Annotated in this window: 25 protein-coding genes and 6 pseudogenes; 10 read left to right on the top strand and 21 right to left on the bottom strand. The window is 35.0% G+C overall.

The genetic code is table 11. The annotated features are described in order from the left end of the window. Positions 1-32 precede the first annotated feature (32 nt). From D0Z64_RS07580 to D0Z64_RS08605, 4 genes and pseudogenes are all read right to left on the bottom strand, one after another. On the bottom strand, positions 33-2,222 hold the full coding sequence (locus D0Z64_RS07580; RefSeq protein ID WP_127345863.1) for an RNA degradosome polyphosphate kinase: 2,190 nt from the start codon (positions 2,220-2,222) through the stop codon (positions 33-35). Further along, positions 2,219-3,760, bottom strand: coding sequence for an exopolyphosphatase (locus D0Z64_RS07575; protein ID WP_080881961.1), 1,542 nt, complete (start codon positions 3,758-3,760; stop codon positions 2,219-2,221). The genes D0Z64_RS07580 and D0Z64_RS07575 overlap by 4 nt, the downstream gene beginning before the upstream one ends. Positions 3,761-3,939: 179 nt before the next feature. Then, positions 3,940-4,194, bottom strand: a complete 255-nt coding sequence (locus D0Z64_RS07570) for a hypothetical protein (protein ID WP_080881960.1) — start codon at positions 4,192-4,194, stop codon at positions 3,940-3,942. A gap of 221 nt (positions 4,195-4,415) precedes the next feature. Continuing rightward, positions 4,416-4,553: pseudogene (locus tag D0Z64_RS08605) on the bottom strand (ABC transporter substrate-binding protein); the annotation flags it as partial. Between the two features lie 140 nt (positions 4,554-4,693). Here D0Z64_RS08605 and D0Z64_RS07565 point away from each other — a divergent pair. The 4 genes from D0Z64_RS07565 (at position 4,694) to D0Z64_RS07550 (ending at position 7,211) form a co-directional block, all read left to right on the top strand. Next, positions 4,694-5,026: a pyridoxamine 5'-phosphate oxidase family protein gene (locus D0Z64_RS07565; RefSeq protein WP_040457271.1), complete on the top strand. Its 333-nt coding sequence runs from the start codon at positions 4,694-4,696 to the stop codon at positions 5,024-5,026. A 165-nt stretch (positions 5,027-5,191) separates the two neighbouring features. Beyond that, positions 5,192-6,559 (top strand): branched-chain amino acid transport system II carrier protein, encoded by a 1,368-nt coding sequence (gene brnQ / locus D0Z64_RS07560; RefSeq protein WP_080881959.1) that lies wholly within the window; start codon positions 5,192-5,194, stop codon positions 6,557-6,559. A gap of 59 nt (positions 6,560-6,618) precedes the next feature. Further along, a complete protein-coding gene (locus tag D0Z64_RS07555; RefSeq protein ID WP_080881958.1) occupies positions 6,619-6,885 on the top strand; it encodes a TSUP family transporter in 267 nt (88 codons plus the stop codon). Next, positions 6,882-7,211 carry a hypothetical protein gene (locus D0Z64_RS07550; protein ID WP_335621974.1) on the top strand — a complete coding sequence of 110 codons (330 nt, stop codon included), beginning with the start codon at positions 6,882-6,884 and terminating at the stop codon, positions 7,209-7,211. Before D0Z64_RS07555 ends, D0Z64_RS07550 begins: the two co-directional genes overlap by 4 nt. A 48-nt stretch (positions 7,212-7,259) precedes the next feature. Here the strand turns inward: D0Z64_RS07550 and D0Z64_RS07545 are convergent, their stop codons facing one another. The 5 genes and pseudogenes from D0Z64_RS07545 to D0Z64_RS07520 form a co-directional block, all read right to left on the bottom strand. Continuing rightward, positions 7,260-7,982 (bottom strand): GNAT family acetyltransferase, encoded by a 723-nt coding sequence (locus D0Z64_RS07545; RefSeq protein WP_241244184.1) that lies wholly within the window; start codon positions 7,980-7,982, stop codon positions 7,260-7,262. A gap of 45 nt (positions 7,983-8,027) precedes the next feature. Continuing rightward, positions 8,028-8,332 (bottom strand): annotated as a pseudogene (locus tag D0Z64_RS07540) (DUF6176 family protein); the annotation flags it as partial. 752 nt (positions 8,333-9,084) lie between these two features. Further along, positions 9,085-9,432: pseudogene (locus tag D0Z64_RS07530) on the bottom strand (AAA family ATPase); the annotation flags it as partial. Between the two features lie 116 nt (positions 9,433-9,548). Next, a complete protein-coding gene (locus D0Z64_RS07525; protein WP_127345859.1) occupies positions 9,549-9,800 on the bottom strand; it encodes a hypothetical protein in 252 nt (83 codons plus the stop codon). Between the two features lie 222 nt (positions 9,801-10,022). Beyond that, the gene (locus tag D0Z64_RS07520) at positions 10,023-11,594 is read right to left on the bottom strand and encodes an ATP-binding cassette domain-containing protein (RefSeq protein ID WP_127345858.1); all 1,572 of its coding nucleotides are present in this window, start codon (positions 11,592-11,594) and stop codon (positions 10,023-10,025) included. Between the two features lie 99 nt (positions 11,595-11,693). Here D0Z64_RS07520 and D0Z64_RS07515 point away from each other — a divergent pair, with 99 nt between their 5' ends. Continuing rightward, positions 11,694-12,545: a helix-turn-helix domain-containing protein gene (locus D0Z64_RS07515; protein WP_127345857.1), complete on the top strand. Its 852-nt coding sequence runs from the start codon at positions 11,694-11,696 to the stop codon at positions 12,543-12,545. A gap of 573 nt (positions 12,546-13,118) precedes the next feature. On the opposite strand, the gene D0Z64_RS07510 is transcribed toward D0Z64_RS07515, so the two are convergent. The 6 genes and pseudogenes from D0Z64_RS07510 to D0Z64_RS07480 all read right to left on the bottom strand — a co-directional run bounded on the left by D0Z64_RS07510 (position 13,119) and on the right by D0Z64_RS07480 (position 20,369). Continuing rightward, the gene (locus D0Z64_RS07510; RefSeq protein ID WP_080881949.1) at positions 13,119-14,702 is read right to left on the bottom strand and encodes an ATP-binding cassette domain-containing protein; all 1,584 of its coding nucleotides are present in this window, start codon (positions 14,700-14,702) and stop codon (positions 13,119-13,121) included. After that, entirely contained in the window at positions 14,699-16,294 is a 1,596-nt protein-coding gene (locus tag D0Z64_RS07505; protein WP_127345856.1) for an ATP-binding cassette domain-containing protein, read from the bottom strand. Before D0Z64_RS07505 ends, D0Z64_RS07510 begins: the two co-directional genes overlap by 4 nt. A 200-nt stretch (positions 16,295-16,494) precedes the next feature. Then, positions 16,495-18,138 carry a peptide ABC transporter substrate-binding protein gene (locus D0Z64_RS07500; RefSeq protein WP_080881947.1) on the bottom strand — a complete coding sequence of 548 codons (1,644 nt, stop codon included), beginning with the start codon at positions 18,136-18,138 and terminating at the stop codon, positions 16,495-16,497. A 417-nt stretch (positions 18,139-18,555) separates the two neighbouring features. Then, positions 18,556-18,931: pseudogene (locus D0Z64_RS07495) on the bottom strand (type II toxin-antitoxin system PemK/MazF family toxin). Then, positions 18,931-19,173, bottom strand: coding sequence for an AbrB/MazE/SpoVT family DNA-binding domain-containing protein (locus tag D0Z64_RS07490; RefSeq protein ID WP_006352246.1), 243 nt, complete (start codon positions 19,171-19,173; stop codon positions 18,931-18,933). Before D0Z64_RS07490 ends, D0Z64_RS07495 begins: the two are co-directional and overlap by 1 nt. A gap of 614 nt (positions 19,174-19,787) precedes the next feature. Continuing rightward, entirely contained in the window at positions 19,788-20,369 is a 582-nt protein-coding gene (locus D0Z64_RS07480; RefSeq protein WP_080881946.1) for an MDR/zinc-dependent alcohol dehydrogenase-like family protein, read from the bottom strand. A 121-nt stretch (positions 20,370-20,490) separates the two neighbouring features. On the opposite strand from D0Z64_RS07480, the pseudogene D0Z64_RS07475 reads away from it, so the two are divergent. The 3 genes and pseudogenes from D0Z64_RS07475 to D0Z64_RS07465 all read left to right on the top strand — a co-directional run. Then, positions 20,491-20,640 (top strand): annotated as a pseudogene (locus D0Z64_RS07475) (MFS transporter); the annotation flags it as partial. Between the two features lie 78 nt (positions 20,641-20,718). Continuing rightward, positions 20,719-20,967 carry a type II toxin-antitoxin system PrlF family antitoxin gene (locus D0Z64_RS07470; RefSeq protein WP_006352242.1) on the top strand — a complete coding sequence of 83 codons (249 nt, stop codon included), beginning with the start codon at positions 20,719-20,721 and terminating at the stop codon, positions 20,965-20,967. Continuing rightward, complete coding sequence (locus D0Z64_RS07465; protein ID WP_127345855.1) at positions 20,967-21,311, top strand: type II toxin-antitoxin system PemK/MazF family toxin; 345 nt, start codon at positions 20,967-20,969, stop codon at positions 21,309-21,311. The genes D0Z64_RS07470 and D0Z64_RS07465 overlap by 1 nt, the downstream gene beginning before the upstream one ends. Positions 21,312-21,443: 132 nt before the next feature. Here the strand turns inward: D0Z64_RS07465 and D0Z64_RS07460 are convergent, their stop codons facing one another. Both D0Z64_RS07460 and D0Z64_RS07455 read right to left on the bottom strand, forming a co-directional pair. After that, positions 21,444-22,130: an endonuclease III domain-containing protein gene (locus tag D0Z64_RS07460; RefSeq protein ID WP_080881944.1), complete on the bottom strand. Its 687-nt coding sequence runs from the start codon at positions 22,128-22,130 to the stop codon at positions 21,444-21,446. 136 nt (positions 22,131-22,266) lie between these two features. Beyond that, the gene (locus tag D0Z64_RS07455; protein ID WP_080881943.1) at positions 22,267-22,491 is read right to left on the bottom strand and encodes a bacteriocin immunity protein; all 225 of its coding nucleotides are present in this window, start codon (positions 22,489-22,491) and stop codon (positions 22,267-22,269) included. 309 nt (positions 22,492-22,800) lie between these two features. On the opposite strand from D0Z64_RS07455, the pseudogene D0Z64_RS07445 reads away from it, so the two are divergent. Further along, positions 22,801-23,994, top strand: a pseudogene (locus tag D0Z64_RS07445) (amino acid permease); the annotation flags it as partial. Between the two features lie 286 nt (positions 23,995-24,280). Here D0Z64_RS07445 and D0Z64_RS07440 read toward each other — a convergent pair. The 4 genes from D0Z64_RS07440 to D0Z64_RS07430 all read right to left on the bottom strand — a co-directional run bounded on the left by D0Z64_RS07440 (position 24,281) and on the right by D0Z64_RS07430 (position 25,497). Beyond that, positions 24,281-24,511: a P8 family protein gene (locus D0Z64_RS07440; protein WP_080881942.1), complete on the bottom strand. Its 231-nt coding sequence runs from the start codon at positions 24,509-24,511 to the stop codon at positions 24,281-24,283. A gap of 173 nt (positions 24,512-24,684) precedes the next feature. After that, positions 24,685-24,783 carry an LPXTG cell wall anchor domain-containing protein gene (locus tag D0Z64_RS07435; protein ID WP_164742140.1) on the bottom strand — a complete coding sequence of 33 codons (99 nt, stop codon included), beginning with the start codon at positions 24,781-24,783 and terminating at the stop codon, positions 24,685-24,687. Positions 24,784-24,800: 17 nt separating this feature from the next. Continuing rightward, positions 24,801-24,947 (bottom strand): hypothetical protein, encoded by a 147-nt coding sequence (locus tag D0Z64_RS08385; protein ID WP_155860218.1) that lies wholly within the window; start codon positions 24,945-24,947, stop codon positions 24,801-24,803. A 229-nt stretch (positions 24,948-25,176) separates the two neighbouring features. Next, a complete protein-coding gene (locus D0Z64_RS07430; RefSeq protein ID WP_127345853.1) occupies positions 25,177-25,497 on the bottom strand; it encodes a hypothetical protein in 321 nt (106 codons plus the stop codon). Between the two features lie 256 nt (positions 25,498-25,753). Here D0Z64_RS07430 and D0Z64_RS07425 point away from each other — a divergent pair, with 256 nt between their 5' ends. Further along, the gene (locus D0Z64_RS07425; protein ID WP_241244183.1) at positions 25,754-26,206 is read left to right on the top strand and encodes a DUF4352 domain-containing protein; all 453 of its coding nucleotides are present in this window, start codon (positions 25,754-25,756) and stop codon (positions 26,204-26,206) included. Positions 26,207-26,291: the final 85 nt, after the last annotated feature.

The following is a 26,291-nucleotide window of genomic DNA, read 5'->3' as shown; positions in this document are numbered from 1 at the left end:
TGGATGATTAGCAAACAATTTTGAAGTTTTTACTATTCATCTTTTTGATCGCCTAATGTTAATTCATTGTCTTCCTTGCGCATTACCTTGAAGGCTTCTGGCTTTCTTGCCATTTCCTTGCGCTTTTCTTTTAAAACCCGATTTTTCTCCACTGCTTCATTAATAAAGTACTCTTGTGAGTTGACAGCTTCTTTTCCGCGAAGATCAATCATTGAATAGCTCTGATCATGCAAGACTCTGGCCTTGACATTGTTTTGCCACATCTTGTCATAAATTGCGATGGCTCTTGCTTTCAAATCTGGCTGCAAAATTGGGAATAAAGTCTCGACTCTTCTATTCAAATTGCGTTTCATCATATCCGCGCTTGAAAGGAAAATTTCGTCATTACCATCATTATAGAAATAGTAAATTCGACTGTGTTCAAGAAAACGGCCAACGATTGAGTGCACTTCGATATTGTCACTGATTCCTGGAAGATCAGTTCTTAAACAGCAAATGCCTCTAACAATCAAATGAATAATCACGCCAGCATGGGAAGCTTCATACAATTTGGCAATTATTTCAGGATCAGACAGCGAATTCATTTTCATATGAATCTCTGAATGTCGACCTGCCTTTGCAATTTCTATCTCACGATCGATCTTTTGGTTAATAAACTCGCGAATGTGTTCCGGTGAAATCCGCAACTGTCTAAAGTAAGGCGGACGTGAATACCCAGAAAGCATATTGAACAAATTGGTGGCATCGATGCCTAATTCACGCTGACAGGTAAACAGACCCATATCAGTGTAAAAATGCGCCGTAACATCATTATAATTACCAGTTCCCAGGTGCAAGTAACGCCGAATGCCATCCTCATCCCTGCGAATAACCAAAGTGATTTTGGTATGAGTCTTTAAGCCTTTTAGACCATAAATAACGTGGCAGCCCATCTGCTCCAAGGTTATTGCCCAGTGCACATTGTTCTGCTCATCAAAACGCGCTTTAACTTCAACCAAAACCGTGACCTGTTTACCAGCTTGTGCAGCCTCGCCTAAATATTTAATAATTGGCGAATTGCCAGACACCCGATACAAGGTCATTTTAATCGCTAAAACTTTGTCATCATGTGCTGCTTTTTTGATAAAGTTTAGAACCGCATCAAAAGAATCATATGGATGCTGCACCAAATAATCCTGCTTGCGAATGTTGGCAAAAATATCGCTGCTTAAATCCAAGGCTGGGTCAACATAGGCTTTAAATGGCTTATAGCGTAATTCATCATGGTCCTTGACAGCACCATACAGCTTTTTCAAAAAGGTCAAATCAATTGGACCTGAAATCTCATAAACTTCTTCTTTGTCAACATCTAATTTCTTAAACAAGCGGCGACGCAGTTTTTCACTCATGCCCTTTTCGATTTCCAAGCGAACAACCTTGCCATGTTCACGATCTTTCAGTTGCTTCTGTACGCTGAGCAAAAAATCGGAGGTATCTCGTTCGGCAACATCCAAATCCATATCTCTTGTGGCTCTAAAGCAAGTTGACTCCTTAACCTCATAGCCGTCAAAAAGCTTGCCAATAAATTCCTTAATAATATTTTCCAGCAAAATAAAGCTATTATCCGAATCTGGCAGTTTTACCAAACGTTTAAAAATATTTGGCACCCTTACCGTAGCATAATCATGTTCGTTTTTTTCTTCATCCTTAAGATGTACCGCGATATTCAATGAATCGTTGAAAATAAATGGAAATGGCCGGTCAGCGTCATCTGCCATGGGAGTCAATACAGGATACAATTCATCATCAAAATAGCGCCGAATAAATTCATACTGCTGCTCATTCAAATCAGCAACGTCTTTAATATAGATATTGTTTTTTTCTAGAAGTGGCAAAAGCGAGCGCAAGTATGTCGAATAGCGTTTTTTAACGGTGAGCTGTTCCTTTTTGTTAATTGCTTTGAGCTGCTTTAAAGGCGTCATCCCTGAAGCATCAGTCTTTTTAATACCAGCAGCAATTAATTTGTGCAAGGAAGCAACCCGCACCATGAAAAATTCATCTACGTTGCTTTGAGTGATACCTAAAAAATTAATCCGTTCAAGCAAGGGATTATCTTTTGACCGGGCTTCTTCAAGGACTCGATCATTAAAGTCCATCCAGCTTAATTCACGATTGGTAAAATATTCAGCCTTACGATATGGTTTTGTTTTTTCTTCTTCATTAGCTAAAAATTCTTTGCTCATCGTCTATTCATACCTTCTTGCTTTAAACTAACCTTAATGCCAAACACGTCCTGAAATAATTGAGCTCGTTTGTTAAAAGACCAGCGCTCAAGAGTTATGTCAGCATTGGTTTTAGCCCGAACTATCAGCTGCTTATCCTTTTTAAGAGAAATCACGATTTTCTTGATTTTTTGCTTATGTGAAGCATCTAGTGCCGTAGCAAGGCGCAAGATTGCCGATAGTTTGGCTACCTCCAACTGAATCTGCGGATCAAGATGACGGTAGTGATGGCCTCCGATAAATGGTGAAGCTTGATCCTCTTTGACTGTTTGGTAGCAACAAATCTCACTGACTATTTCATTGTCCTGGTCGGAAAGACCAATAATATTATTAGCCTCAATGATTTCCGCGGACTGCTCATATCGTCTTACCTGGTTGACAAAACTGCCAATATCATCGATTTGAGCTGCAATTGCCAACAATTTACGGTCTTTTTCCGGCAACAAATGAACACGACGCAGCCGATCATAAAGATGCAGTGCAAATTTTTTAACGGCTTCAGAATGCTTTTGATCGACTAAATAGCGTTCAGCCATGTGCTGTGCGTAAGTCATGATAATATCATTGCCGTTTTCATCCTTGAGATACTGTTTTTGGTATTTTTCCTGCATCAACAATCCTGTAATCACAGACATATCCGTAATATAAAGTTCTGTAGGATTTAGCAGTTTTACGAATTTTTGAACAGAAACCAAGTTAGGCAGCATATGTTCCGCAACTGCAGGCTCAAGATGATAGCTTTGAATCAAAATATCCTGCGGCATCGTAATTGTTTTTTCATAAAAACTGTTGAAATCATCCCGGCTGATTCTCATTGCAGAATCGTTTTCATGCAAATAGTTATTGTTTAAGGCGTCAGCATGCTGAATAACCAAAGCGGCATTGGAATTAGCCTTGATTTGACGAGCAAGGTAATCAATTTTGACACCTAAATAATCGCTCATCACATCGATAGGATTATTCGGCGTCTCATTCGTAATTTCATTGATTTGATTAATTTCTCTTGGACCCAGCGGCAAGCTCCAAGTAGAAATAAACTTATTGTTTTCAAATAAGGAAAGACTGATCATTGCGCTTCCCAAACTGAGTAAATAGGTTGGCTTTTGTTTGAGCTGCATGTCTTGCATATCCTGCAGGCTTTTAATACCGCTTAAGACCTTGTCATAGACAATTTGACTACTGCTCAGCCATTCGATTTCGAAACCGGTCCGGGCTTTGATCTGATCAGCAATAAAGCTGGCTGAAGAATCATTGATTAGTTGTTTGTTGCCATAAAATTTGAAATCATCGATTTTATATTCGGCCAATTTTTGTTTGAAACCATCAAGGGCAGTACAGATTTTGGTCATATCTTGTTCGAAAACCTGAGCTTTGCTGCTGGCTTGAATAAACGACGGTGAATCTAGTTTTTCGACAACTGAAAAATCTTTTAAATCAACAATATTTAACTGGATTTTGTATGAAGACATATAAATGATGCCAAATAAGCTTTTTTTCATTTTCCTCACCTGCTTGATAGTGCTCTTCCTACCCATATTGTACCCTCATTTGTTGCTTATGATTCTATAAGAGAAGTGTTTTAATAAAAATATACTCATAGCTGAAATCTGTTCATTATTTTTGAATAAAACAAAAACAGGCGATCACATGATTTCCTGTCTCCATCAGATAAAATTTATTAATTCCAGCCTGGATTATATGAATGATCTCCCCAAGCACCATAACCTGCAGCACCTACTTGACCATCAGCCCAGCCTTTCTTGCCATCCAAAGTAACGGATACCCATTGATGACGAAACTGATTATGGTGTACATGTTTGCCATTCATGCCCATGTAATGAAGAACCATTTGAGTTGCATCAGTAGTACCAGCACATGAACAATAACCATTAATAAAGACACTATAAGCTTTGTTGTAGTATGGATGTTTCATCGAATAGCGATCAAGACCTGCAAAACAAGCAACATAGTAGGCGGCGATACCTGCTCGTTTACGATCAGTATCTCCTGCTTTTCGTCCAACAACTTTCGCTATAAGTTTAGCAATTCTTCTAGCCGAAGCTGTATGGTTGCCCCGTTTTGAACGAGAGTAGTGATAGATTTGACCATCACGACCAAAAATATATTTACGTATAACTTCTAATGTTGTTAAAGAACCATCTTTTTCAAAGTGATCGTAATGGTTTTAGCCTTTTTATTTAATTTAAAAGTAGCGGCACCCTTGTTATTGATCTTGTAATGACTATCAGTATCAAACAAAGTTTCTTTACCAAACTGCATAACGTCTTCATCAGTTTAATCTATGTTTAATATTTTGTCAACATATTTTTTAAATTAATTTTAACTTGAAACAAAATCAGTGCAATTTCACTTATTATAAGTTAGAATATAATCATAAAGTAATTATCAAAAAACAAGAGAGGAGAACATCTATGAAAAAATTAGATTCAACCAAATTAAGCAAGGAACAACAAGAATTTTTTGCAACTCACTTAGCTTACTTAGCTACTGTCAGCAAGGACGGTATTCCTCAAGTAGGTCCTAAGCAATCAATGAAGGTGAAGGATGAAACTCACCTTGAATATTTAGAGAAGACTCAACAACACGCTTTTGAAAACATTAAGAATGGTTCAAAAGTTGCCGTTGTAGTAGCTGATAAGCCAAGTCACACCAATGTTAGAATCATCGGTACACCTAAAGTCGGAGAAAAAGATGACAACGGTTGGTACCCAGTTGTTATTTCAATTGAAGAAATTGACGAATAATTAAAATATAAGTTGACAGTTTTAATTATTTCCTGTAATCTTCTAAAAAAAGAAATAAACACTACAGCAACGTATCTGATTTCTTTCATGTACGCGAATGGCGTCCTTTAAGCAATCTGCTTAGGGGCGCTTTTTTTATAGTGACCTCTAACAGAAGGGTGAATTATGTTAAATTCTAAATTATCTTTGCAAAAAACTTTACTGATCGCATCCATGATTTTTGGCGTCATTTTTGGTGCCGGGAACTTAATCTTCCCCATTCACTTAGGGCAATTAGCTGGAAGCAACTGGCTTTCTGCGAGTAGTGGCTTCTTAGTTTCAAGTGCGCTTTTGCCATTAATGGCCTTTTTGGCAATCAGTATTACTAAAACCAGTGGCGTTTATGAGCTGGCTAAGCCAATTGGTGCCGGCTATGCCCTGCTCTTTCTGATATTAGTGCACGCCACGCTAGGGCCATTTTTCGCTACACCTAGAACGGCAACCGTGCCTTTTTCCATTGGCATTGCTCCTAATTTGCCTAAAAGCATGCACGGTATCGGACTACTGATTTATTCCGCTATCTTCTTTGCTATCGTCTTTTTCTTCTCAATAAAAGAAGGAAAAATCACAGACCTCATTGGCAAGTTCTTAAATCCCATCTTTCTTCTTCTTCTCTTTGGCATTTTCCTGCTTGCTTTTATGAAACCGTTAGGTTCTGCACAATCTGCTGCAGCAACCACCGCATATCAAGGAAATTCTTTTGCGAATGGCTTTTTGCAAGGCTACAACACGATGGATGGACTAGGTGCCATTACTTTTGGCATCACGATTATCACCTCTGTCCGCAGCCTTGGAATCAAACGTGAAAAGGACGTTTCTATTGCTGCAGCCAAAAGTGGTGCAATCGGTGTGTTGGGAATTGCAATGATTTATATCTGCTTAATTTGGTTAGGAGCAAGTAGCCTGCATCATTTTAAACTGGCAGACAATGGCGGCACCACGCTAGCACAGATTGTTCATTATTATTTAGGACCTGCTGGTAATGCCTTGCTGGCTACTTTAACGACAATCACTTGTTTAACCACAGCGATGGGATTGATTGTGGCCTTTGCTCAGGATTTTCATAAGCATTTTCCAAAAATCTCATACAAGACTTTCTTAGCAGTCAATTGTTTAATATCTTTTGGTTTTGCCAATCTAGGATTAAACAACATAATCGATTGGTCAAAACCTGTCCTGATGCTGCTTTATCCTTTGGCTATTTCATTGATTATTATGGGAATTTTATCTCCGCTTTTTAAAAATGATCCGGTAGTCTACCGAATTACAACAGCGTTGACTTTTATTCCCGCAACTTTCGACATGATCAATGCCCTGCCAGATGTTTTACGCAATACTCAGCTGGCACAAGGGATGATTTCTTTTGCTCAGAAATCCTTCCCATTCTTTAATTTAGGCTTCGGCTGGCTTTGCTTTGCAATTGGTGGTTTTATCATTGCACTCTGCATTCACTTCACTAAGCGGAAGTTTTTTTACGCAACAATTGAAGAGTAGAAAATCCCCTCCCTTAAATAGGCTTTTATGGTAAGCTTATACCATTAAGGGAGGTTTTTATGTCTATTTTGATCATTATTGGAGCAATCGCTGTTGGATTAGTTACAGGAACGGTAACCAGTTTAATCGAGGCAAGCGGCGTCAGCATCGTTGTCCCAGCTTTAACGCTCTTTTTCGCAGTTAATTCACATTTTGCAATCGGAACTAGTTTATTAGTCGACGTTATCACAAGTTTAGTAGTAGCAATTTCCTACTTTAGACAAGCAACGTTCGCTTGCAAGCGAGTCTTTGGATTACCATTGGTTCAATTATTTGAGCTCAGATAGGTAGCCAGTGGGCCGGTATTATTTCGGATGAAAAACTAAACATTCTGTTTGCCATTATTTTGATCATTTCAGGAATTGCCACTTTGCGTCGAGGCAACAAGAGTTTTGATTCAAGCAAAGGCATTCATTTTAAGAGTAAAATTGCTCAGGGTACATTATTGCTTTTGATCGGGTTCTTGATCGGAATTATCAGTGGCTTGGTTGGTACTGGCGTGATTGGGGCAAAATTTACTAATGATGTCAGCAAAGAAAAATTAAACAAGATCGTCGCAGTAATCTTCATTTTGCTTGGTATTATGATGATTGCGATGAAATTTGTAAAATAATTTTGAAAAGCAAGGGCATTCTGCAAGAGCAGAATGCCTTTTTATTTATCATTTATAAATATAAGTATTAAAGCTTTTTTGATAATCATAATTAAACAAATGAAGTAGCGTCATTGCACACCAATCTGTCTCCTCATCTGCTTCAAAGAAAGTTTGATCATATTTTGAAAAGATACGTTTCAAGACTGACTGATAGAATACAGAACAAGTTTCTCTATCACTTGAAGCGACATACGCAATTTCATTCTTTTCAGTAAAAATCACATTATCAACTCGATCGTTTATATCTAAACTGTAAAAACCACTGTCCGTTGGAACGTTCTCAAGAAAAGTTTCGTAATCGGCTGTGTAAGGTGAAACTGGCCTTGAAATTTCAATATAGTGCTGATACAAAAGCTGACAGCATTTTTGATAAATCGAATCTTCACTTGAAAAATAAAGAATTGGATGATCTGATTGCAATTTATCCTTTAAATCAGTTTTAGTAAATTCTGGACAAAAGCAATGACGTTTACACTCAAAACCATTGCTAGTTAAATATTTGATCAATTCTGTTTCTGAAGATTCAATCATTACCTGCAAAGGCTTACCTTCAATTTCTTTAATTTTCTCAAAAGGTGAAAAATCAGGATAAGAAATAAGTTTAATTTTCAAATAAACACAAGTATTATGGAATTCATTTTGATATGTAGAAATCGTTCCTATTTGTTCTTGATTATATAAAATCTCATAAGTTTTCGAATCAGTTTTCTTAATGGAAAATGACATCATTTATCTCCAAATTTTTCTAAAACAGCAATGGTCGTCTTCGGACGGCTATTTTTTGTTAATGATATTATTGATGTTCGGAGCAATTAAACTCTCTTTTAATTTCATATCAACTGGTCTATATGTTTCATCGATACATTCATCCCAGTATTCATTATGCTTTTATCAATATAATTTTCTGATTCTTCTACAGGCTGACCATCTTCGCCTTGAATGGAATACCAATAGAAATACATATACCCGTCTTGGGCCTTTTCAGCAAAAACAGTTTCAACAAACATATTCTCTGCAGCCATCGTACCTATAGTATCTTCATGATGACTATTGAGAAAGTCCATCCATTCCTGAGCCTTTTCTAATTAAAATGTTAGCTCAAATTTTTAAGCCTGCACTGTAAGACTCTTCTCCCCAGCTACGTTTATCATAATTACAATGTTGGCCAAGAAGTCGGGTGTAAATAAAAGGCTCTTCATCCATTGTGGTGCCTCTTTTATCATTTCTTACCATTTTTAATCTTTCGATATATGGCAGTTATGATAGCTAATAAGTTAAAGCCAATTAAGAAAGGAATGCCTAATAACATCTCACTGTGCCAAAAATCTATTATTGCGTCGGCCTTATGAACACCAAAGATCATTGTCCCGAAACTATAATATGCTGAGTACAACGTGATGAGTAATAATCCAATTAAATTGATGGCAATTAAGCTTGTTAGCCATTTTGCCTTTTCCTTCATAGAGTCACCATTTACCCCTAGCTAAATTTTTAGATTCTTTAATTTTATTTTCATATTATACAGTACCTGCTATAATGACTGCAATATTAAACAGGAATTGATTTGGAAAAGACATAGGTGAGGAAAAGATCGATAATATATAAAAAAGTTGCTTACTTCTTATATTTTTTCTGCATTTTGATGTTAATAAACAATCCTAGCACAGTTACTCAAGTTTTTAAAAACTTCTATTTTTTGAAAATTCAGAATTCATTTTTTCTCCAACTTTTAAAAATTCCCACTTTTTTAAAAACTCAAAGTCATTAATTTTAAAAAAAGAAAATGCACCAAGATTTCATTTTTTTCTTAACTAAATGAACCACTTTGTGGCCGTGTCTTATGGCATTTTACAGTTTCTGCAAAAGGAATATCAAAATAATACGCGTCAATATTTTCGCCATACAAATGCTGAGTTTTTTTGAATAATGGCGTATACCATTCAGCGTTAAGAATCCTTTCTAAAATCGTAATTTCACAATTATTATGACCATATTCCAACAAATTTTCTAAAAGTGGTAAAGCACCAGTATCTTTTCCATCTTTAGCTCTAAGCATATCTCGACGTATCGTATCTTGTGAAATTAACAAATTATTTCTGGCTAATTTTTTGTGAATTTCACGAGCTAGCGTACTCTTTCCACTTCCAGAATTACCTCTGATAATAATTAATTTTTTCATATTGAGCCAACGTTCCATTTTTCTTTACATACTTGTCGGTCAAATTGAAAGTTATCACACCAATAACCAACCACAAAATTGCATTAAACATTGAACCTACAAAAAATTTTATCAAATCATTTATCTCTCGTTTTCTCGTCATCCCTAAGCATATAGTGAGAGAAAAATATGCTAAAAATGACAAAAGCAGCCACATAGCCAATAAGATAATCTTTCAATGTCGGCGGCCAGACAATATGATTAATATAATGCAATTGTATAAATTGTTGAATAATTGACAAAAGCACATCAAAAAGCGGCCAGAGTAAAGCAACAAAAAGTGATACCAACATACATAATCCTATAATCTTGATTTTTGCTTTCATCATGTCTCCCTTTCCCATAAGATGCTCTAATATTTTTAGCTTTTTATCAGTATATCAAAGGAATCGGCGACGATTCAATGTATGGTTACAACGAAGGCGATCATACCGATGAATTCAGTGGCAACTTCAGTTTGAGAGCTAGATTAGCCGAATAAATATTTTACATAAACAAACATAAAAGTCTTACTGCTGAAAATTGCAGTAAGACTTTTTTATTAGGTATTACTAATCCACAAACTCCTTTAAATCAATGACTTGATCGTATTTTTCTAATTCTTCAGGTTCATAATGGTGAATCACTTCAACAAAAGTGAGATCTGAATTCAGTAAGTAACGATGAATATCATCTGAGGTTTTCTTATCTAATGAAGCATTGATTTCATCCAGCAACAGAATCGATCGTTTAGCTAAAATTGCTCTTGCCAATTCAATTCTCGCAAGCTGACCGCCAGATAATTGATCTGCGTTGTCACCTAATGAATAAGCGAAGCCTTTTTCTTCAACTAATTCGCTCAAATCGAGGCTTGCGCAGACTTTTCTAACCTCTTCTTCTGAAATTTTTGCTCCCAAGGTTAGGTTGAACCATAAACTATCAGCAAAAATCACTGGAGCTTGGCTAGCGTAAGCAAAGATCTTATTAAAACTTCCTGCTTTTTGACTGACTCCATCAAGCATAATTTCTTTGGCATGGCCGTATTTGCCATACATTAAGAACTGCAATAAAGTTGACTTACCAACTCCAGAAGGCCCAATAATCGCTGTCTTAGTACCTTTTTGAATTTCAAAACTGATACCGTGTGCTAATTTTTGCTTTTTTCTGAACAAATCAAGGTCTTTCACACTCAACTTATTAGTAAAAATACTATTTTCTTGATCTTGCTTTTCAGACAATGATAAGTATTTCTTCGTCTTTTCAACGATTTTTTTAGTCGTTGCCAGTTTGTTACGATCCTCCAAAATAATTAAAATTGGATTTACAAAGGAATTGGCCAATTGAACGATGGCAAACAATGCACCCAAAGTAGTCATTCCTTTAACAGCCATATATATGCCAACTAAAAATGGTACCAAGAAAGTAACAACATTACTTAATAACTGAATCCAGGAATTAGTATCCAAATTGAGCAAATTCATTTTCCTTAAAGCTGCTTCAAGAGAAGTGATTGTTTGCGCATTCTTGGCTGCAGCACTTGCCTGGCCACCATACAATTTCAGTGTTTCACTTCCTGCCAAAAAATTTTTAGTTTGGTTAACGTATTTACCATTTGCTTCCGTCCATTTTTCTGAAGCTTTTTGAATTGCTTTTTGAGCAAAGCTTGAAGCAATCATTGGCACACAGGAAGAAACTAAAAACATAATGGTGATAACCCAGTTGACGGCTAAGGCATATCCTAAAGCCAGAACCATCCCAAAAAGCTGCATAATAATTTCAATTTGAGCATCGAAGCGATTAGTTTCAAGCAGCTTAAAATCATTCGTTAAAAAACCTAAACTACCACTATTTTGTTCATTGTCCTCTGCTAGCATCCCTTTAAAGATATTCATTCTTAAGTAAGTGTTGGTCTCTTTGATAGTACTTGTTTTTAACCGATTGAAAATTAGACCGGCAAGAAAAGTAATAATAAAACCGCTAATGACAATGATTAAAAATTCTTGCAAGTGAGAAAAGTTTCTTTGGGTGGCAATATTAGTTAAGGTTTGTACCATATATGCAAGTAATATTGCAGAGAAACTTGAAATAAATCCCATAAGAATCATTAAGATAAATTTGAAATGATTTGAGTATTTATAAAGCATAATTTTTCGCCCTTTTTAGATGTTGGAATAATTATGCCATGATCTTTTCAGCCAAAAGTGATATATTGCATATATGCAAATTAATTTTTGGAGGTACAAATGAAATCATTAGGTCCAAAATTCAAACGATTAAGAAAAGAACAAAATATTACGTTAACTGCTGCTGCAAAAGGTATTTGTTCAACTTCAAATTTATCCCGTTGGGAAAATGGCAAAATTCAAATCACCTTCGATAATGTGATGAAGTTAATTAATCGTATTCATTTTACTCCTAATGAATTCATTGGCAATTCTGAAGCCGATAATGATGAAACCTTACCAGCAGAAATACGACAGGTAATCGAAGACGAAGACACCGTTAAAATGGAAAAACTGATCGCCTATTATCTTGATCTTTACCATCAAAACAGAAAATTTTTTGACCTATTTTTAGCAGTTGTTCTATGCAATCAGTACTTACTAATTAACAACAAAAACTTATTGCCTTTTTCTGATAAAATGCGGCTTTATACTCACTTATCGCAAATTAAAGTTTGGAGTTCCTTCAACCTTTCATTCTTTGGCAACTGCGTTTTTATGATCAAATCTGATCGTGTTTTTGCTATTGCAATGCAAATTATCAATAATCAAGATTTAATTCCAAAGGACCCTACTTTTTATAATCTAATAACTATGATGGGAGTTTTAGCTGATGCAAGTATTTCGCTTATCTTTCGAAAAGATTTGAAAAGAGCAAAAAAACTTTTAAACGCTCTTGAGCAAATAAAACTGTCACAAGTATTTAGCTTCTTTAAAATGACTTTGAACTTTTTACAAGAGGTTGTACGATACATGGAAAATGGCGAAGAAGATGACATTTTAGAATTCATCCAAAAAACAGTTGATTTAGGAATGAATGACGCTGCCAATACCTTTATCGATGTATTTAAAAGGGCAAAAGAATTAAGGTAAATAAAAAGAGAAATTTCATATTTGTCTCAGATGCTTTACTATTAATACTTGGTACATTTGTCGTCAAGCTGATCAAATTCAAAAATTGGCGAAAAAAATAACTGCTTTAGCTCGGCAAAGCTGGCAGTTATTCAACAAATAATTTAAATTTTGGATAGCACCGCCTACGCGGCTCTACACTGAGAGGTTGACATCTGTATTGTCGACCTCTTTTTTATCTACTGATATTATAGCAAGTTATAAGCTAATCAACAAATTAATTAACTAGTGATGAAAGCCAAATTTAAGATCGGTTTTACAACAATTCTCTTAACAAACTCTTTCATATTAGTATCCAAGAGCTGTCTAAACCTTCTTACTTGGATATCTCTTGTTTTTAACCATTATCTTCTCGTATTTTAAATTGGCTTTGCTTACTACATCTATACATACCAACTCATCATAGTCAAAGTCTACTCATCAATGAAATGGTCAATATCAATTATCTTAATAGTAAAAAAATTTTTTCAGCTTTTATTACTAGGCCAAAAAAGGATTCACTATCTTCGTCTACAACTGTAATGATGCTGACTTCTATTCTTTTACCAAATGGATCTCGCGATCAAACAACTGCCGCATCCCTTCATTGAAGTTATGAGCAATAAAGACAATCGTTGCTTTACTCTTCACTAAATTCTTCAAAATATTCATGGTTGCGGTTTGATCGATCGCACTTGTTCCTTCATCAATCAGAATAATGTCGCTATTGTGAACCTTGGCTCTAGCAAGCACGATCTTTTGCCGCTGACCACCAGAAATATTTAACTTATCCAAATTTAATTTTTGCTGCAAACCTTTATTAAACTTATCGATATCCCCATCAAAGTTAACTTCTTTGACAGCAGCTTCAACTTTTCCATCCAATTTTTCATTAAACATTGTGATGTTGTCTTCAATTGAAGCCGGAAAGACAATCGGATCCTGCGGAATATAACCGATCTTGCCTAGATCAGGCTCAATTTCCTTGCCATTCTGATCTTCGAAAATCACTTTACCCTTGCTTGGTTTGAGTCCGCCCAAAATTAGTTTAAACAGAGTCGACTTGCCCGAACCCGAATCACCTGTCAACAGAATCTTTTCACCTTGATTAATAGTTAAATCAGGATAAGTCAATTTTTCACCATTCGGAAATTGCAGACACAAATCCTTAGTCTTAATGATGCTTGGAATTTCCAAATCAGTTTGCGCATGTGGTTGCACTTTAGCTGCCGATTCATCGATCTCATCAAGCAGCTTAGTCGTTCCCTTCATTGAACCGCGAGCTGACGTAATCCTATTAATACCAGAATTGAGATAAAACCTAAAGTTACCGACAATAACTAGAGTTCCGATTGTCAGTTGACCGTCTTTGATCAAAAATCCAGCTAGAACAAACAGAATTAAGCCAAAAATTGCAGATACAATCCCATTGAGAGCCTCTAATAACTTTTGATATGCCGTTTGTTTCACCGTTGCATCTTCAAGCTTTTTGGAAGCTGCTGATGAAACACTAAATAATTTAGCACCAGCAAAGAACTGTCTAATCTGGGCTAGGCCAGAAAGCCACTCATTTAAAGAATCAAGGTACACTTGGTTGCTATCAGAGATCACCTTGGTTGCCTTTTGCAGCGGCTTTTCAGTTAATTTTGGCAAAAGCAGAGAAACAGCCACCATTAACAAGATTGTAATTAGCAGCAGCCAATTCAAAATAATCAGATAAACGATAACGCCAACAACGAGCGTGGCACCATAAATACCCATTAAAAATGGCTCATAATAGTTGCCCATTACGATTTCCAAATCGTTGGTTAAACGGTTTTGCATTGCAGCAACTTTATGTTCTTTACCATCATGATAATAATGATCGACAATTTCAGCTCTAACTTGATTGCCGATTTCTTGCATTTGTTTATTTGATAAATAATTAAACCAAGCAAGAACTCCATATGAGATGAACATAAGCGTTAATGCAAGAAAGCTGATTAACCAGTAATTGCGCAGATTTTTAGTTAAAACAATATTTGCTTCCTGTTGGGCAACATAAATATTGACGATTGAAACAGCTGGCGTAAAGATCTGCAAAATGACAAGAAGAATAAATCTCTTAGGGTTAATTCGATATAATTCTTTTAAACTCATTTTTTATTCTCCTTTCCCTTAGCAGTTAATTTGATTTCTTGATCAAATTTTTCCTTTAAATCCGGTGTAAAGTTGTGAGCAATCATTAAAATGGTTTGATTTGTTTGAAGCAAGTTATCAATAATTTTCTCCGTTGCTTCTTGATCAATCGCACTGGTAACCTCGTCCATTAAAACAAAGGGCTGCTCATGAATTTCCGTTCTTGCCAAGACAACTTTTTGTCTTTGCCCGCCTGACAGATTTTCTGTTTTCAAATCAACTTGCGTATCAAGACCTGCAGGCATCTTAGCCAAATCAGGCTGCAATTGCACTGCCTGTGTTACCCGACCCAACTTGTCTGCGAGTTCTTCCTTAAACATGGTAATGTTGTCTTTGATCGAAACAGGAAAGACGATCGGATCTTGCGGCATGAAATTAAGTTCTGCTTTTTCATTTGGAATAATATTGCCAGATTGATCATAATAGGTGATCGTCCCTGTTTCAGGTTTTAATTCGCCTAAAAGTACTTTAAACAAGGTTGATTTACCCGTACCTGAATCACCGCTGAGCAAGACCTTCTGTCCTTTTTTAATTTCAAAATCCGGATAAGCAATTTCTTCGCCATGATCATATTTAACTTTTAGATTTTTAACTGAAAGACTAAAGACTGGGACTTTTTCAGCAGCATGATCGGCAAGCTTTTTTCTTAATTCGGCAGTTTGCGCACGCAAGGTCTTGGTTGATTTCACTTTTGTCAGTGAGTCAGTAATATCCCAGATCCCGGAAAAAATAGTAAATGCAAAACCGCTGGCAACGACAAAGTCACCAAAGGAAATTTTGCCGAAAATGAAGAGCAAGCCACCTGTAATTCCTAAACCAAATTGTGCCAAAGTGTTACCAATACCATTAATTAAATATGACCAACTGGTGATACCTTCGCTTTTAATTCCGGCTTCCGCATAGTTGCCACTCGCTTTTTTTAGTTGCCGTGAAAGCCGACCATAAGCACTATAACGTCGCAATTCCTGCAGTCCGCCAAGCCAATGCTCAATCGCAGCCAATAACTTTTGATGTTTTTGATTGACTTGATCCATTGCAGCGGAAGTTTTCTTTTCTAGCAGCTTAGGCAAGTACAAAGTCAAAACCGCTAAAACCGCAGTTACAACAATTAATAACCAATTCATGCTGACGAGCAGACAAATAGCAATGATAATTTCAAACAAACCACTTAGAATAGTGATCCAAGAATTGGCATATTTGTCCGTAAGCAACTTCAAATTGGCCGTTAATTCATTTTGCATGTTAGCTACTTTTTCATCGCCCTGAACATAGTAGTGTTGCACAATATCTTGTCGAATTTTGTGTAAATAATTCTGCGTCTGTCTAGTAAAAACAACCGTTGCAACTGGCAATAAAAGTGCTGCTAATACTTCCATCACTGCTTCAACAATTTGCCAAAATAGATAAGTATTCAAGTGGCCAACTGTAATTGCATTTAGAGCATATTTAAATAGATATTCACCCATCGAACCAGCAATAGCATAAATTAAATATAAGAAAATAATTAAACCTGATCGCGGAATGTTTATTTTCAAAAGCTCTTTTGGGCTCATTTTTACTCCTCCTTCTCTCCCCTTTATTTAAGATTTATTTTCATCTTCTTATTTGCTCTTAATTTTACCTCCCTATGTTTAATTTGCAACTAATATTTTAATTGCTAATGAATAAACGAAAGTGTTTTAGCTGATCTCTAGATACATACAAAAATTACGTTAAGAGGAAAAGCTCTTAACGCATTTTTAAACTTTTTTTGCTATTTTACGTAAGCATATTTGTAATTCCATTGCGTACCGGCAGTGTTATGAATAATGCCATGAACCCTTGAATCTTGCAAATAAGCCGTTGTTTGTTGATAAATTGGAGTGATCGCTTGTTCACTATTTACAATTCGAGCAGCTTTAACCAAATCCTGCCAACGGGCATTGACATTATTTGCGTCCTGGTTGGCTCCCCGATTTACTAACTGATCATATTTACTATTTGACCACTTGCCATAATTATATGAAGTGCCTGTCATTGGGATTTGCATAAAGGTCATTGGATCATTAAAGTCGCCACCCCAACCAGACAAATCAATGTCAAAATCGCCACTTTGAGCACGACTATCAAATGATTTTGCAGGAATATTTGTTACATCAACTTTGATGCCTTTTAATACTTTGGTCCATTGTGATTGTAAGTATTGCGTTAACTGGTCACTATCGGTGCTGTCATTTGAAGCTAAAAGATTAAAAGTTAAATTCTTTTCACCAATTTGCTTTAGGCCCTTTTGCCAATATTTCTTAGCCAAAGCAACATTATAATTAGTAGTATTTTTAACGCTTTGCTGTTTAGCAAAATCCGTACCGGACTTTGGATCTGAAGCCAATTGACTGGCAACGAAACCAGTTGGGATTGTAGAACCGTCACCTAAAACCTTTTTTGTAATTACATTTCGATCAATTGCCAATGATAAAGCAAGACGAATATTGCGGTTATTCAAAGCCTTCCGATTTAATTTGTTTTTATCCTTAAAGTTATACATTAAGAAGCGAACATAAGAATATGGATATGACTTAAAATCTTTGTTGCTTTTCAAGTTTTTAACCTGTTCACTGGAAAGTGGCGTTAAATCTAATTTACCTTGTTGATATAATTGATAGCCCGTGTTGTTTGATTTAACCACTTCATAGTTTATCTTGTTCAGCTTAACTGCTTTTTTATCCCAATAATTTTTATTTTTAACAAATGACCAGGAATCATTAGTGCCATTCCATCCTGTAATTTTAAATGGACCTGAATAAACTTGGTATTGTGATTTAGTAGCATACTTACTACCATATTTTTTGACAACTTTTGCATCCTGCGGCCCAAATAGTGGATAAGCCATTAAAACCTTAAAGTAAGCAATTGGACGTGTTAATTTCACAACTACCGTCCTCTTATTTGGTGCTGAAATTCCTAAACTATTGGGATTCTTTTTGCCTGCAATAATTTGGTTGGCATTTTTCACACCGCTGAATAAGTAGGAATATGGTGAAGCAGTTTTTGGATTCAAACTACGATGCCAGGAATAAACAAAATCTTGAGCAGTAATTGGATCTCCATTTGACCATTTCGCATTTCTTAATTTGAAAGTCCAAGTTTTTCCGTTTTTAGAAACAGACCCGGACTTTGCTAAACCCGCTGTTGGTTTACCATTGCTACCTAGGCGATAGAAACTTTCGAACACATTACCTGTTTGGCCATAACCGGTGGATTTACTAATGTCAATCGTGTCCAAAGGGGCAGTTGTACTCAAATTTAAAGTTTTACTATTTCTTGAACTTTGTGAATTAGAAGTATTGCCACAAGCCACAAGTACTATCGCTGCAGAAATAGTAACTAAACTTGTCGCAAAAATCTTAAATTTATTCATGTCATTCTCTCCTTTTATATTTTTTTAGACACAAAAAACGAGCTGCAGCCTAAAATGACTACAGCTCGTTTGAATAAGAATTTCAATCAATAAAAAATAAATTAACTAAAATAATTATAGATAGAGATGCGTTGCATGTTAGGCACATCAAATAAGATGCTGTTACAGCAACAACATTCTCTAGATTCATTTGTAAATTTAAGTGCCAACATGTTTTTCATCTCCTTTTATGTCTTACAATTTATAAGTAGAATGATATCCTTAATTCCAGAAAAATACAATAGTTTTTTCTTATTTTTGGTTAGTTGTTTAAGCCTATCAGTTCATTGACTACTCAAAATATGAACTTTAGGTGATTTTTTAATTTCTGATTAAATCTGGATACTTCAAAATTTGACAGGAGGATATCTCTCTTTTTTATTCCTTTCCCACCATGTCGTCTACATAACGTTGTAAACTATCTAATAATTTACGGTCAACATGATTAATAATTTTTCCATTTCTAGATTCAAAATCGAAATTTTGCAATTGCCATAAAACAATATATCCTTTGACGCCTGTATTGCCGTTACCATTAATTAAAATAGGTAAGTATCTAGGATTATTTTCATATTTATTCGAAGTTGTAATTGGCATACCGATAAACATATGAGTAGCCATTATATTCATTTGTACTCATAACGACATAATGTCTACGAATATCACCTTTTCGTGGATCATGACCACCCATTTCATGACCTGAATGTGGCTCTGCATCTGCAATAATTACATCACCTTTTTTAGGAAATTGCATTAATCAATAACCTCCCTGCCAACAGGTTTTACTGATTGCAAATCCGTATCATTCTTTACATCATTTTGATAATCATAATTTTTCCATTCTGGATCAGCAAAAATATTTTTTCTTTTTTTAACAGGAGTAAAAATGATTGTAGTACCATCATTTTTTACTGTATATTCGTCACTAACAGCCTTTATTTCTTTAGGAACAGTTAAGGTTCTTGAATTTCCAACTTTTCTTAATTTAACAGTCATATTAATCGCTCCTTTATATACACAAAGTATACACACTCAAGGACATATTATCAATTAAAAAGTAGGGAAAGCTGATTCATTTATCCATAAATTAGTATTAAGTGTACTAAATGATTAATAAATTTAATTATGGAATTGATAAAAATGGCACAACGTTTGAAGCTAAATATCCTAACGAATTCAAATTACTTAAATTGAGTAAAGGTATTATCAAAGTAATCAACTTACGGCCTTTAATTGATTTTGCACGTGAATGGTTCGATCAAGAAGATCATCAATTTGGTAATATAATCTCATCGCAACCATATGTTCGTATTTAGTATAATTATTGCATTGGTAGTGAAGCTGATCGAATTTAAAGATCGGCGAAAAAAATAACTGCTTTAGCTCTGCAAAGCTGGCAGTTATTCAAAAACATTAATTAAATTTTGGATAGCACCGCCGAAGCGGCTCTACACTGAGAGGTTGACATTTGTATTGTCGACCTCTTTTTTATCTAGTGATATTATAGCAAGTTATAAATTAATCAACAAATTAATTGACCAGTATTTTTCATTCACTCGCAATTTTTATTTTCCATGCCATAAAGAAACAGATTATTTCTATATCGCACCTTATTTTTCAAAAGATAACAAAATTCTTCCTCGACTATGATGACTACTTAAATAATCTATTGCACTTTTTATATTATCAATAGAAAAGACTTCACCAATCGGAATAAACAATTGCTTTTTAGCAATCAATTGCAGTAAAGTTCGATAGTCATTGGGAAAAGACGGTTTACTAATAAATTGAACGCCTCTTAAATTATTTTGTGCAATACTATAAACTTTATCTCCACTTCTAACATGTTCCATTAGTTCTCTTGTTACACCATTGCCAGCTATATCAACTACTGTACTAGGAATCTTTTCCATATGTTTAGAAATTCTAATACCATATTCAGAAATTTTATCATTAAGATACTTTTGTGAAGCTTTAGTAGTCATCGGCACAATCGATAATTTTGTTAAATTTGTTAAAAGTTGCATGAGAATCAACCCTGTCACAGAATTTGCACCGTAGATTATTATTTGCTTTGGTGAACTCTTTCTTAATAGTTTTAAGAATGTTAACGCAACATCTCCCCCTCCTATTAATGCTACTGCTTCTTCATCCTTAACTCCTTTTGGAATAGGAATAACTAATGGCGGCAAATTCGATAAAATCTTTTCTTGAAATGTTCCTTTAGGATTTAAAACTAGTACTCTCTTACCTAACAGATTATTAGAACGTAAAAATCCAACTTTCGATACTTTTCCTACTGATCCATATCCTATTATTAACTGTATGATTCCAATTGGTTCTTTTTTAGGCGGATTAATTGTCCAACATTTTGGCAGCAGTATGGCTGTTGCTTTGGAAGGAATTGCGGAAGTATTGACAGCTGTCTTTTATCTATTGATTTTTAATAAAAATAAAGAATAAGTCATAGAAGAATAAATAATTGATATTTCCTTACAAAGCAAGGTACTATTTATTTAGAATTTATAAGGAGTGATTTTTATGCAAGTTCAAGCAAAAATTACCAGCAAAAATCAAATTACAATTCCCAAAGCAGTTCGTGACACATTGAAACTTAACAAAAATGATAAAACCATTGTTTTTAATATTAAAGATAATGAATCCGTTACTTTAGAAAAACCTAAAAATAATCTATGGGATATAGTCGACGCTCAAGAAAAAGTCTACGGCAATATTGATACTCCAGAGATAGATTGGGGACAAGATGTAGGAGAAGAAAGGATCGATTGATGTATAAGGAAGGCGAAATTTATTTCATTAATTTGGAGTCTTCTAAAGGTAATGAAGAAAGAAAAACACGACCATGCATTATAGTTAGTAATAATCAATACAATCGTGTCTTTAATACTGTAATTGTAGTACCTATTTCTTCAGCAAAAAAATATCAAACAGAAGAAAAGTTTAGGAAATCACCACTTTTTGTTTTTCTTAATAAAGATAAAGTTTACGGTACAGCGTTATTACAACATATTCGTACAATCGATCCAAATAAACGAATCAGTGGCTCCTTAAAAGGGAAATTGACAGATGATGAGATGCAAAATATAAAGTCTGTATTACAACAATTTTTCTAATAAAAAAGTCCTTACCTACTTTTATGTAGATAAGGGCTTTTCATTCGATCAATTTATATTTTTCTGCAGCTTGATGTCAATAAACAAGCACAGTTACTCGATTTAAAAAGTACTAAGATTTTAACGCATTTTCTACAAATTTATTTTTTGCAATTCTTCAGAAGTTTTCTCTTCCGGCGTAATTAACTGATAATTTGCCAAAAATGATTTACCAAAATCCTGCGGCAGCTTATATTCTTGGTTAAAAGTATCGATCATTGCATGGAAATTCTGGTAATTACGCAAAGTAAAATCTTGCAAATCACCTTCAATTATCTTCTTTGCCTTTTCATACTTCGGCATCTTCCATCCCAAGCATTCAAACAAACGATAAGAATAATTGTCAACGACAAACTCGCCCTTACGCAAACCATACATCAAAATCACGTCAGCCGTTTCCGAGCCAATCCCTTTAATAGCTAACAATTCTTTACGCAATTTTTCTTTGGGCATTTCCTGCATCAATTCCAAATCAAAACTATACTTTTGAAAATATTTCGCTAAATTCTGAATAGTTTTAACTTTTCGAGTATAGAAGCCTGCTTTTTTAATTGCATTAGTCAATTCTTCATCCGTTAAGGCTAAGATTTTTTGCGGCAAAAATCCACTTACTTTGTACAAATCCTTTAATGCCTTAGCAACATTTTTCCAATTAGTATTTTGAATTAGAACCGTTGACCAAATTACTTCCCAATCTGAGCGACCTGGCCACCAACCAGTGGGATCCATGTTATCATACATAATATCGTAAAGCTGATTTAAAGTGATTTTAATTGCCATTTTTATACCCTAACCTCTAGCTATTAATACATAGACAGAGGTCTTTTTGCTCATATAAATTAATACTCTAAAAACTTATAAAACTAATTCCGTTCCAGCCATCATCTTGATAAGCATCATTAATTGCATGCAAATATTATTCACCAACATGCTTAGAAAGTTCACTGTGCAAAGCCATGGGACGAAGATCATTCATTAAGCCCTGTAAAATTCGTGGATAATATTCATCCTTTTCAATTCGCTTTTTTGCTTTTTCTAAAGCCTGAAGTTCCTTCGGAGCAACTGTATCATCATCAAGCAAATAATTAATCATTGCTAAAAATTGTTTTTCTTCATTAATACGTTTTTTTCTTCCAAACATCTTGTCTATCCCTCTTCTTATTTTACGAAAATTATAATTCACTTACTCAGCATTAATGATTCCAAGTTGTTTACGCAAAAACTTCCATATCTTTCATCCTCAAACATAATATTGTTATTTGATAATTAGTAACACTTCATAATTAAAGCGTCTGATTTTTTCGTTGGCGTATTCTTTAATATGTATTTCTAATTAATACTATATCTTTATTCAAATTGACAATATCTTTTTAATATGCTTATAATAAAACACAATCCACTATTATGAAGCAAAACTCAATTTTTACTAAGGTTCAGAGGAAGTGTTTTTATGGAAGATGAAAAGTTGAATCGCGGACTCAAAAGCCGCCACGTGACGATGATTGCGATCAGCGGTGCAATTGGTACCGGATTATTCTTGGGTTCAGGTTCAGCCATCAAAAGTGCGGCCCATCAATCATTCTTTCCTAGTTAATTGTAGGAATCATTACCTTTTTTATGATGCGTGTCTTAGGAGAGTCGATCCTAACTGATCCATCTAAACATTCCTTTTTAGATGCCGTAAAAGAATATTTAGGCGATCGAACAGAATTCGTCGCCGGCTGGGACCTATTGGGCTTGCTGGCTAAACTTAGCGATGGCCGATTTAACCGCTACGGGTATCTACTTAAAATGTTGGTTTCCCTGGCTTCCGCAATGGGTAGGACCCTTGTTAATCGTTATTATTTTAATGTTTGTAAATATGGTCGATGTAGGGCTGTTTGGCGAACTTGAGAGCTGGTTTTCAATGATCAAAGTTATTGCAATCATTGCACTAATTTTGACAGGTTCAGTTCTATTGCTTTTTCACACAAAAGTTGCCGGGCGCACGACCTCGCTTGTAAATTTGGTCAGCAATGGTGGTTTCTTCCCGACAGGAATCAGCTGTTTTCTTACATCATTTCAAATGGTTGTCTTTGCCTTTGTTGGTGTGGAAATTGTAGGACTAACGGCCAGCGAAACAGCTAATCCAGAAAAAGACATCCCTAAAGCTATTAATACTTTGCCTGTAAGAATTGGACTCTTTTATATCGGTTCAATGCTGGCAATCATGGCGATTTATCCATGGAATCAAATTAAAACAACCTCTAGTACCTTCGTTCAAGTCTTTGCTGCTATTGGCGTCATGGGAACAGCCGGAATATTGAATTTCGTGGTTTTAACTGCAGCAATGTCGGCAACCAATAGTGCAATTTTCTCTACCAGTCGTTCACTTTATGCATTAGCCCGCGGCGGCAATGCTCCTAAAAAACTGGGCGAACTAAGCAACAAAGCTATTCCAAAAAACGCTCTAACTATTTCATCTTTGATTTTATTCATTGTAGTTATTTTGAACTACTTAATGCCAGCAAGAATTTTTGATATTGTTTCGACGGTCTCAACAATTAATTTCTTAGTTGTTTGGCTGATTATCATGTGGGCACATATTAAATATCGTCAAGCTAACAAGAAAAAATTGGGAGCCTTTAAAATGCCAGGCTTCCCCTATCACGAAAAATGAAGAGCGCTGTTCTTCTAAAGGCGTAAAAAATAGCCATCGACAGAACATCGCTAATTAACGAGCCGTTGCGATTAATCAACAGAATATAGATTGCGTACGGAAAGTAATTCACCATGAAACTGATGATTCCTAACCAGGCAACCGATTTATTTTTTATTTCTTCAAACATTTGAAAACCAACTTTTTTAGTAAGTGTAGCATTAAAAAAGCTGGTCAGGAATTGCCCTGATCAGCTTTTTTGCAGACGAAATTATCAAGTAGAATATTTTAGTTATTTCTTCAAGTTCTTTTCGCAGTAGTCTTTGATCTTATCGTCATCAGCCTTTAAGATCCATTTAACAGCTGCTTCGGTCTTCATCGTGTCACGGCCATTTGCTTCCATTTCGTGGTCCCAAATAGCGTCACGAATAGGCATATCGTTGCCCTTAGCCCAATCAAAAACTTGATCCATCTTACGATCAATCATTGCGGTTTGTTCAATTTCTTTTTCATCTGCTGCCATAATAAAAACTTCCTTTCTCACAGTACCTACATTATAGTTCTCTTTTAAAATTTTGACGCAGAAATAAAGTAATTTTCTATACAAAAAATAAAATGGCCAAATCTTCTATTGAGATTTGATCATTTTACCAACCTGTTATTCAATTTTTCAACTTTTACTCGGTCTAACCACGATTAGATCAACAATAGAAGAATCAAGGCCAAGAATGAAACAGCTACACCAATCAAGCCTAAAGCTAGAGTGTTTTGGTGACCTGTCTTTGGCAATAACAATGATCTTATTTCCCTTTTTAAATAGTAGGATTGGTTGGTGCAACTTCTTCAGAATCGAATTGTGGTGCAGAACTTCCTCCATCAGCTGCAGCAACTTGACCTCCTACTCCTAATAAACCAATTGACAGAACGATACTTGAAACAAATCTAACTATCTTTCTCATCTTTAAAACCTTGATCCTAATAAGCATTTTATACACTCTGATATCTCTATTCACTTATCATTCTACCCAATAATATAAGATGATCAAGCGTGCAAAAATTGCAGTTATGCCTATTATACTAGTATTTGAGCTCTGTATAGAATAACGAAAACAGGCTGTTATTTTATACAAAAAATTTTAAAAAAGATAAAAAAGACTCTTATCCCACATCAGAATAAGAGTATACAAATTATTCTTTTTGACTTAATTTGAAGTAATCCCATAAATCGGTTACTAATTCAAAAGCTAAAACGAAGAAGATAACTTTGGTCCACGAATGAGTAAAAACGAAAAGAAAGACGATAGCACCGATAAATAAGGCGATGATAAAAATCATGCCAGCAATAGTCATCGCTAATCCGACGTTAGCTACAATCTGTTCCATGCGAGTTAATTCGTCTTCTTCCTCCTGCAGCTTCTTGTACTTTTTGCTGTTGCGCAAAACCAACGCTCTAATTTCAATTCCAAAACCGATGAAAAAGATTACGACTCCGATTAATGAAATAGTCAAATTGGATTCTGGTCTAATGGCGAGAATTCCACCGACAATCAGAAGGATTTCTGAAATGATATTTAGTAACAATTTTTTTCGGACTAATATTTTAAACTGTTTGTTATGAATCTCCACTGTACATCCCTCAATACGTTATAAGTATAATATACATAGTATACATGAGAAAGGCCCGCATTTGACAGAAAACATGCATAGACAGGCATAAAATTATGTAAGCTATTACACTTCTAATATAATTGTATTTGTACTCGGATTGGGTTTGGTCGCTTGTGACAGTTCAACCAGTGACGATAAGGCAGAAAAATCCAGTGTTTCTTCAAAGAAAGAGACAGAATTCTATAAAATTGGAGATACCGTTAAAGTAGACAAAGTAACTTATACTTTAAAATCAGTTAAACTAACCAAAGAACGTAATCAATTTGAGGACAGCAATCCAAAGTATGTTTTAAAAGTTACTTACCATGTTAAAAATGAGACTTCGGATGATTTAGCCGTTGGAACTGATTTAAATGTTTATGGCCCAAGTAATAGTAAGTTAAAAACATATCCATTAAATGACCAAACTATTGACTCAATTACTGCAGGAAAAGAAGCAGATGTAGTCACAGGTTTTGGAACAAATAAATTAGGTAAATTTGAATTACATTTTGAACCTTTAGCATCATTAAATGCAAAAGCTGCTAAATTTAAGGTTAACGTTAAATAGAAAAGTTAGACGATGAGCGTCTAGCTTTTTTAATTCTATAAATTACCGTAATCGTAATTGGCATAAAAAAGATCCCTAACCCATA

It is taken from the genome of Lactobacillus amylolyticus (assembly GCF_003999355.1).
Lineage (GTDB): Bacteria > Bacillota > Bacilli > Lactobacillales > Lactobacillaceae > Lactobacillus > Lactobacillus amylolyticus.
Note: the sequence above shows the minus strand (reverse complement) of the source record. Positions and strands in the feature narration are given on the sequence as shown.

Coding starts and splice junctions, on each gene's coding strand:
- D0Z64_RS07505 (WP_127345856.1), bottom strand. CDS start 16,294: ATGAGCCCAAAAGAGCTTTTGAAAATAAACATTCCGCGATCAGGTTTA.
- D0Z64_RS07490 (WP_006352246.1), bottom strand. CDS start 19,173: ATGACTGTTAAATTAAGAAAAGTTGGAAATTCAAGAACCTTAACTGTT.
- D0Z64_RS07565 (WP_040457271.1), top strand. CDS start 4,694: ATGAAAAAATTAGATTCAACCAAATTAAGCAAGGAACAACAAGAATTT.
- D0Z64_RS07440 (WP_080881942.1), bottom strand. CDS start 24,511: ATGGCAGCAGATGAAAAAGAAATTGAACAAACCGCAATGATTGATCGT.
- D0Z64_RS07510 (WP_080881949.1), bottom strand. CDS start 14,702: ATGAGTTTAAAAGAATTATATCGAATTAACCCTAAGAGATTTATTCTT.
- D0Z64_RS07470 (WP_006352242.1), top strand. CDS start 20,719: ATGCAAGTTCAAGCAAAAATTACCAGCAAAAATCAAATTACAATTCCC.
- D0Z64_RS07580 (WP_127345863.1), bottom strand. CDS start 2,222: ATGAGCAAAGAATTTTTAGCTAATGAAGAAGAAAAAACAAAACCATAT.
- D0Z64_RS07465 (WP_127345855.1), top strand. CDS start 20,967: ATGTATAAGGAAGGCGAAATTTATTTCATTAATTTGGAGTCTTCTAAA.
- D0Z64_RS07525 (WP_127345859.1), bottom strand. CDS start 9,800: ATGATGAAAGCAAAAATCAAGATTATAGGATTATGTATGTTGGTATCA.
- D0Z64_RS07520 (WP_127345858.1), bottom strand. CDS start 11,594: ATGCTTTATAAATACTCAAATCATTTCAAATTTATCTTAATGATTCTT.
- D0Z64_RS07515 (WP_127345857.1), top strand. CDS start 11,694: ATGAAATCATTAGGTCCAAAATTCAAACGATTAAGAAAAGAACAAAAT.
- D0Z64_RS08385 (WP_155860218.1), bottom strand. CDS start 24,947: ATGAGAAAGATAGTTAGATTTGTTTCAAGTATCGTTCTGTCAATTGGT.
- D0Z64_RS07555 (WP_080881958.1), top strand. CDS start 6,619: ATGTCTATTTTGATCATTATTGGAGCAATCGCTGTTGGATTAGTTACA.
- D0Z64_RS07460 (WP_080881944.1), bottom strand. CDS start 22,130: ATGGCAATTAAAATCACTTTAAATCAGCTTTACGATATTATGTATGAT.
- D0Z64_RS07570 (WP_080881960.1), bottom strand. CDS start 4,194: ATGAAACATCCATACTACAACAAAGCTTATAGTGTCTTTATTAATGGT.
- D0Z64_RS07455 (WP_080881943.1), bottom strand. CDS start 22,491: ATGTTTGGAAGAAAAAAACGTATTAATGAAGAAAAACAATTTTTAGCA.
- D0Z64_RS07500 (WP_080881947.1), bottom strand. CDS start 18,138: ATGAATAAATTTAAGATTTTTGCGACAAGTTTAGTTACTATTTCTGCA.
- brnQ (WP_080881959.1), top strand. CDS start 5,192: ATGTTAAATTCTAAATTATCTTTGCAAAAAACTTTACTGATCGCATCC.
- D0Z64_RS07545 (WP_241244184.1), bottom strand. CDS start 7,982: ATGATGTCATTTTCCATTAAGAAAACTGATTCGAAAACTTATGAGATT.
- D0Z64_RS07575 (WP_080881961.1), bottom strand. CDS start 3,760: ATGAAAAAAAGCTTATTTGGCATCATTTATATGTCTTCATACAAAATC.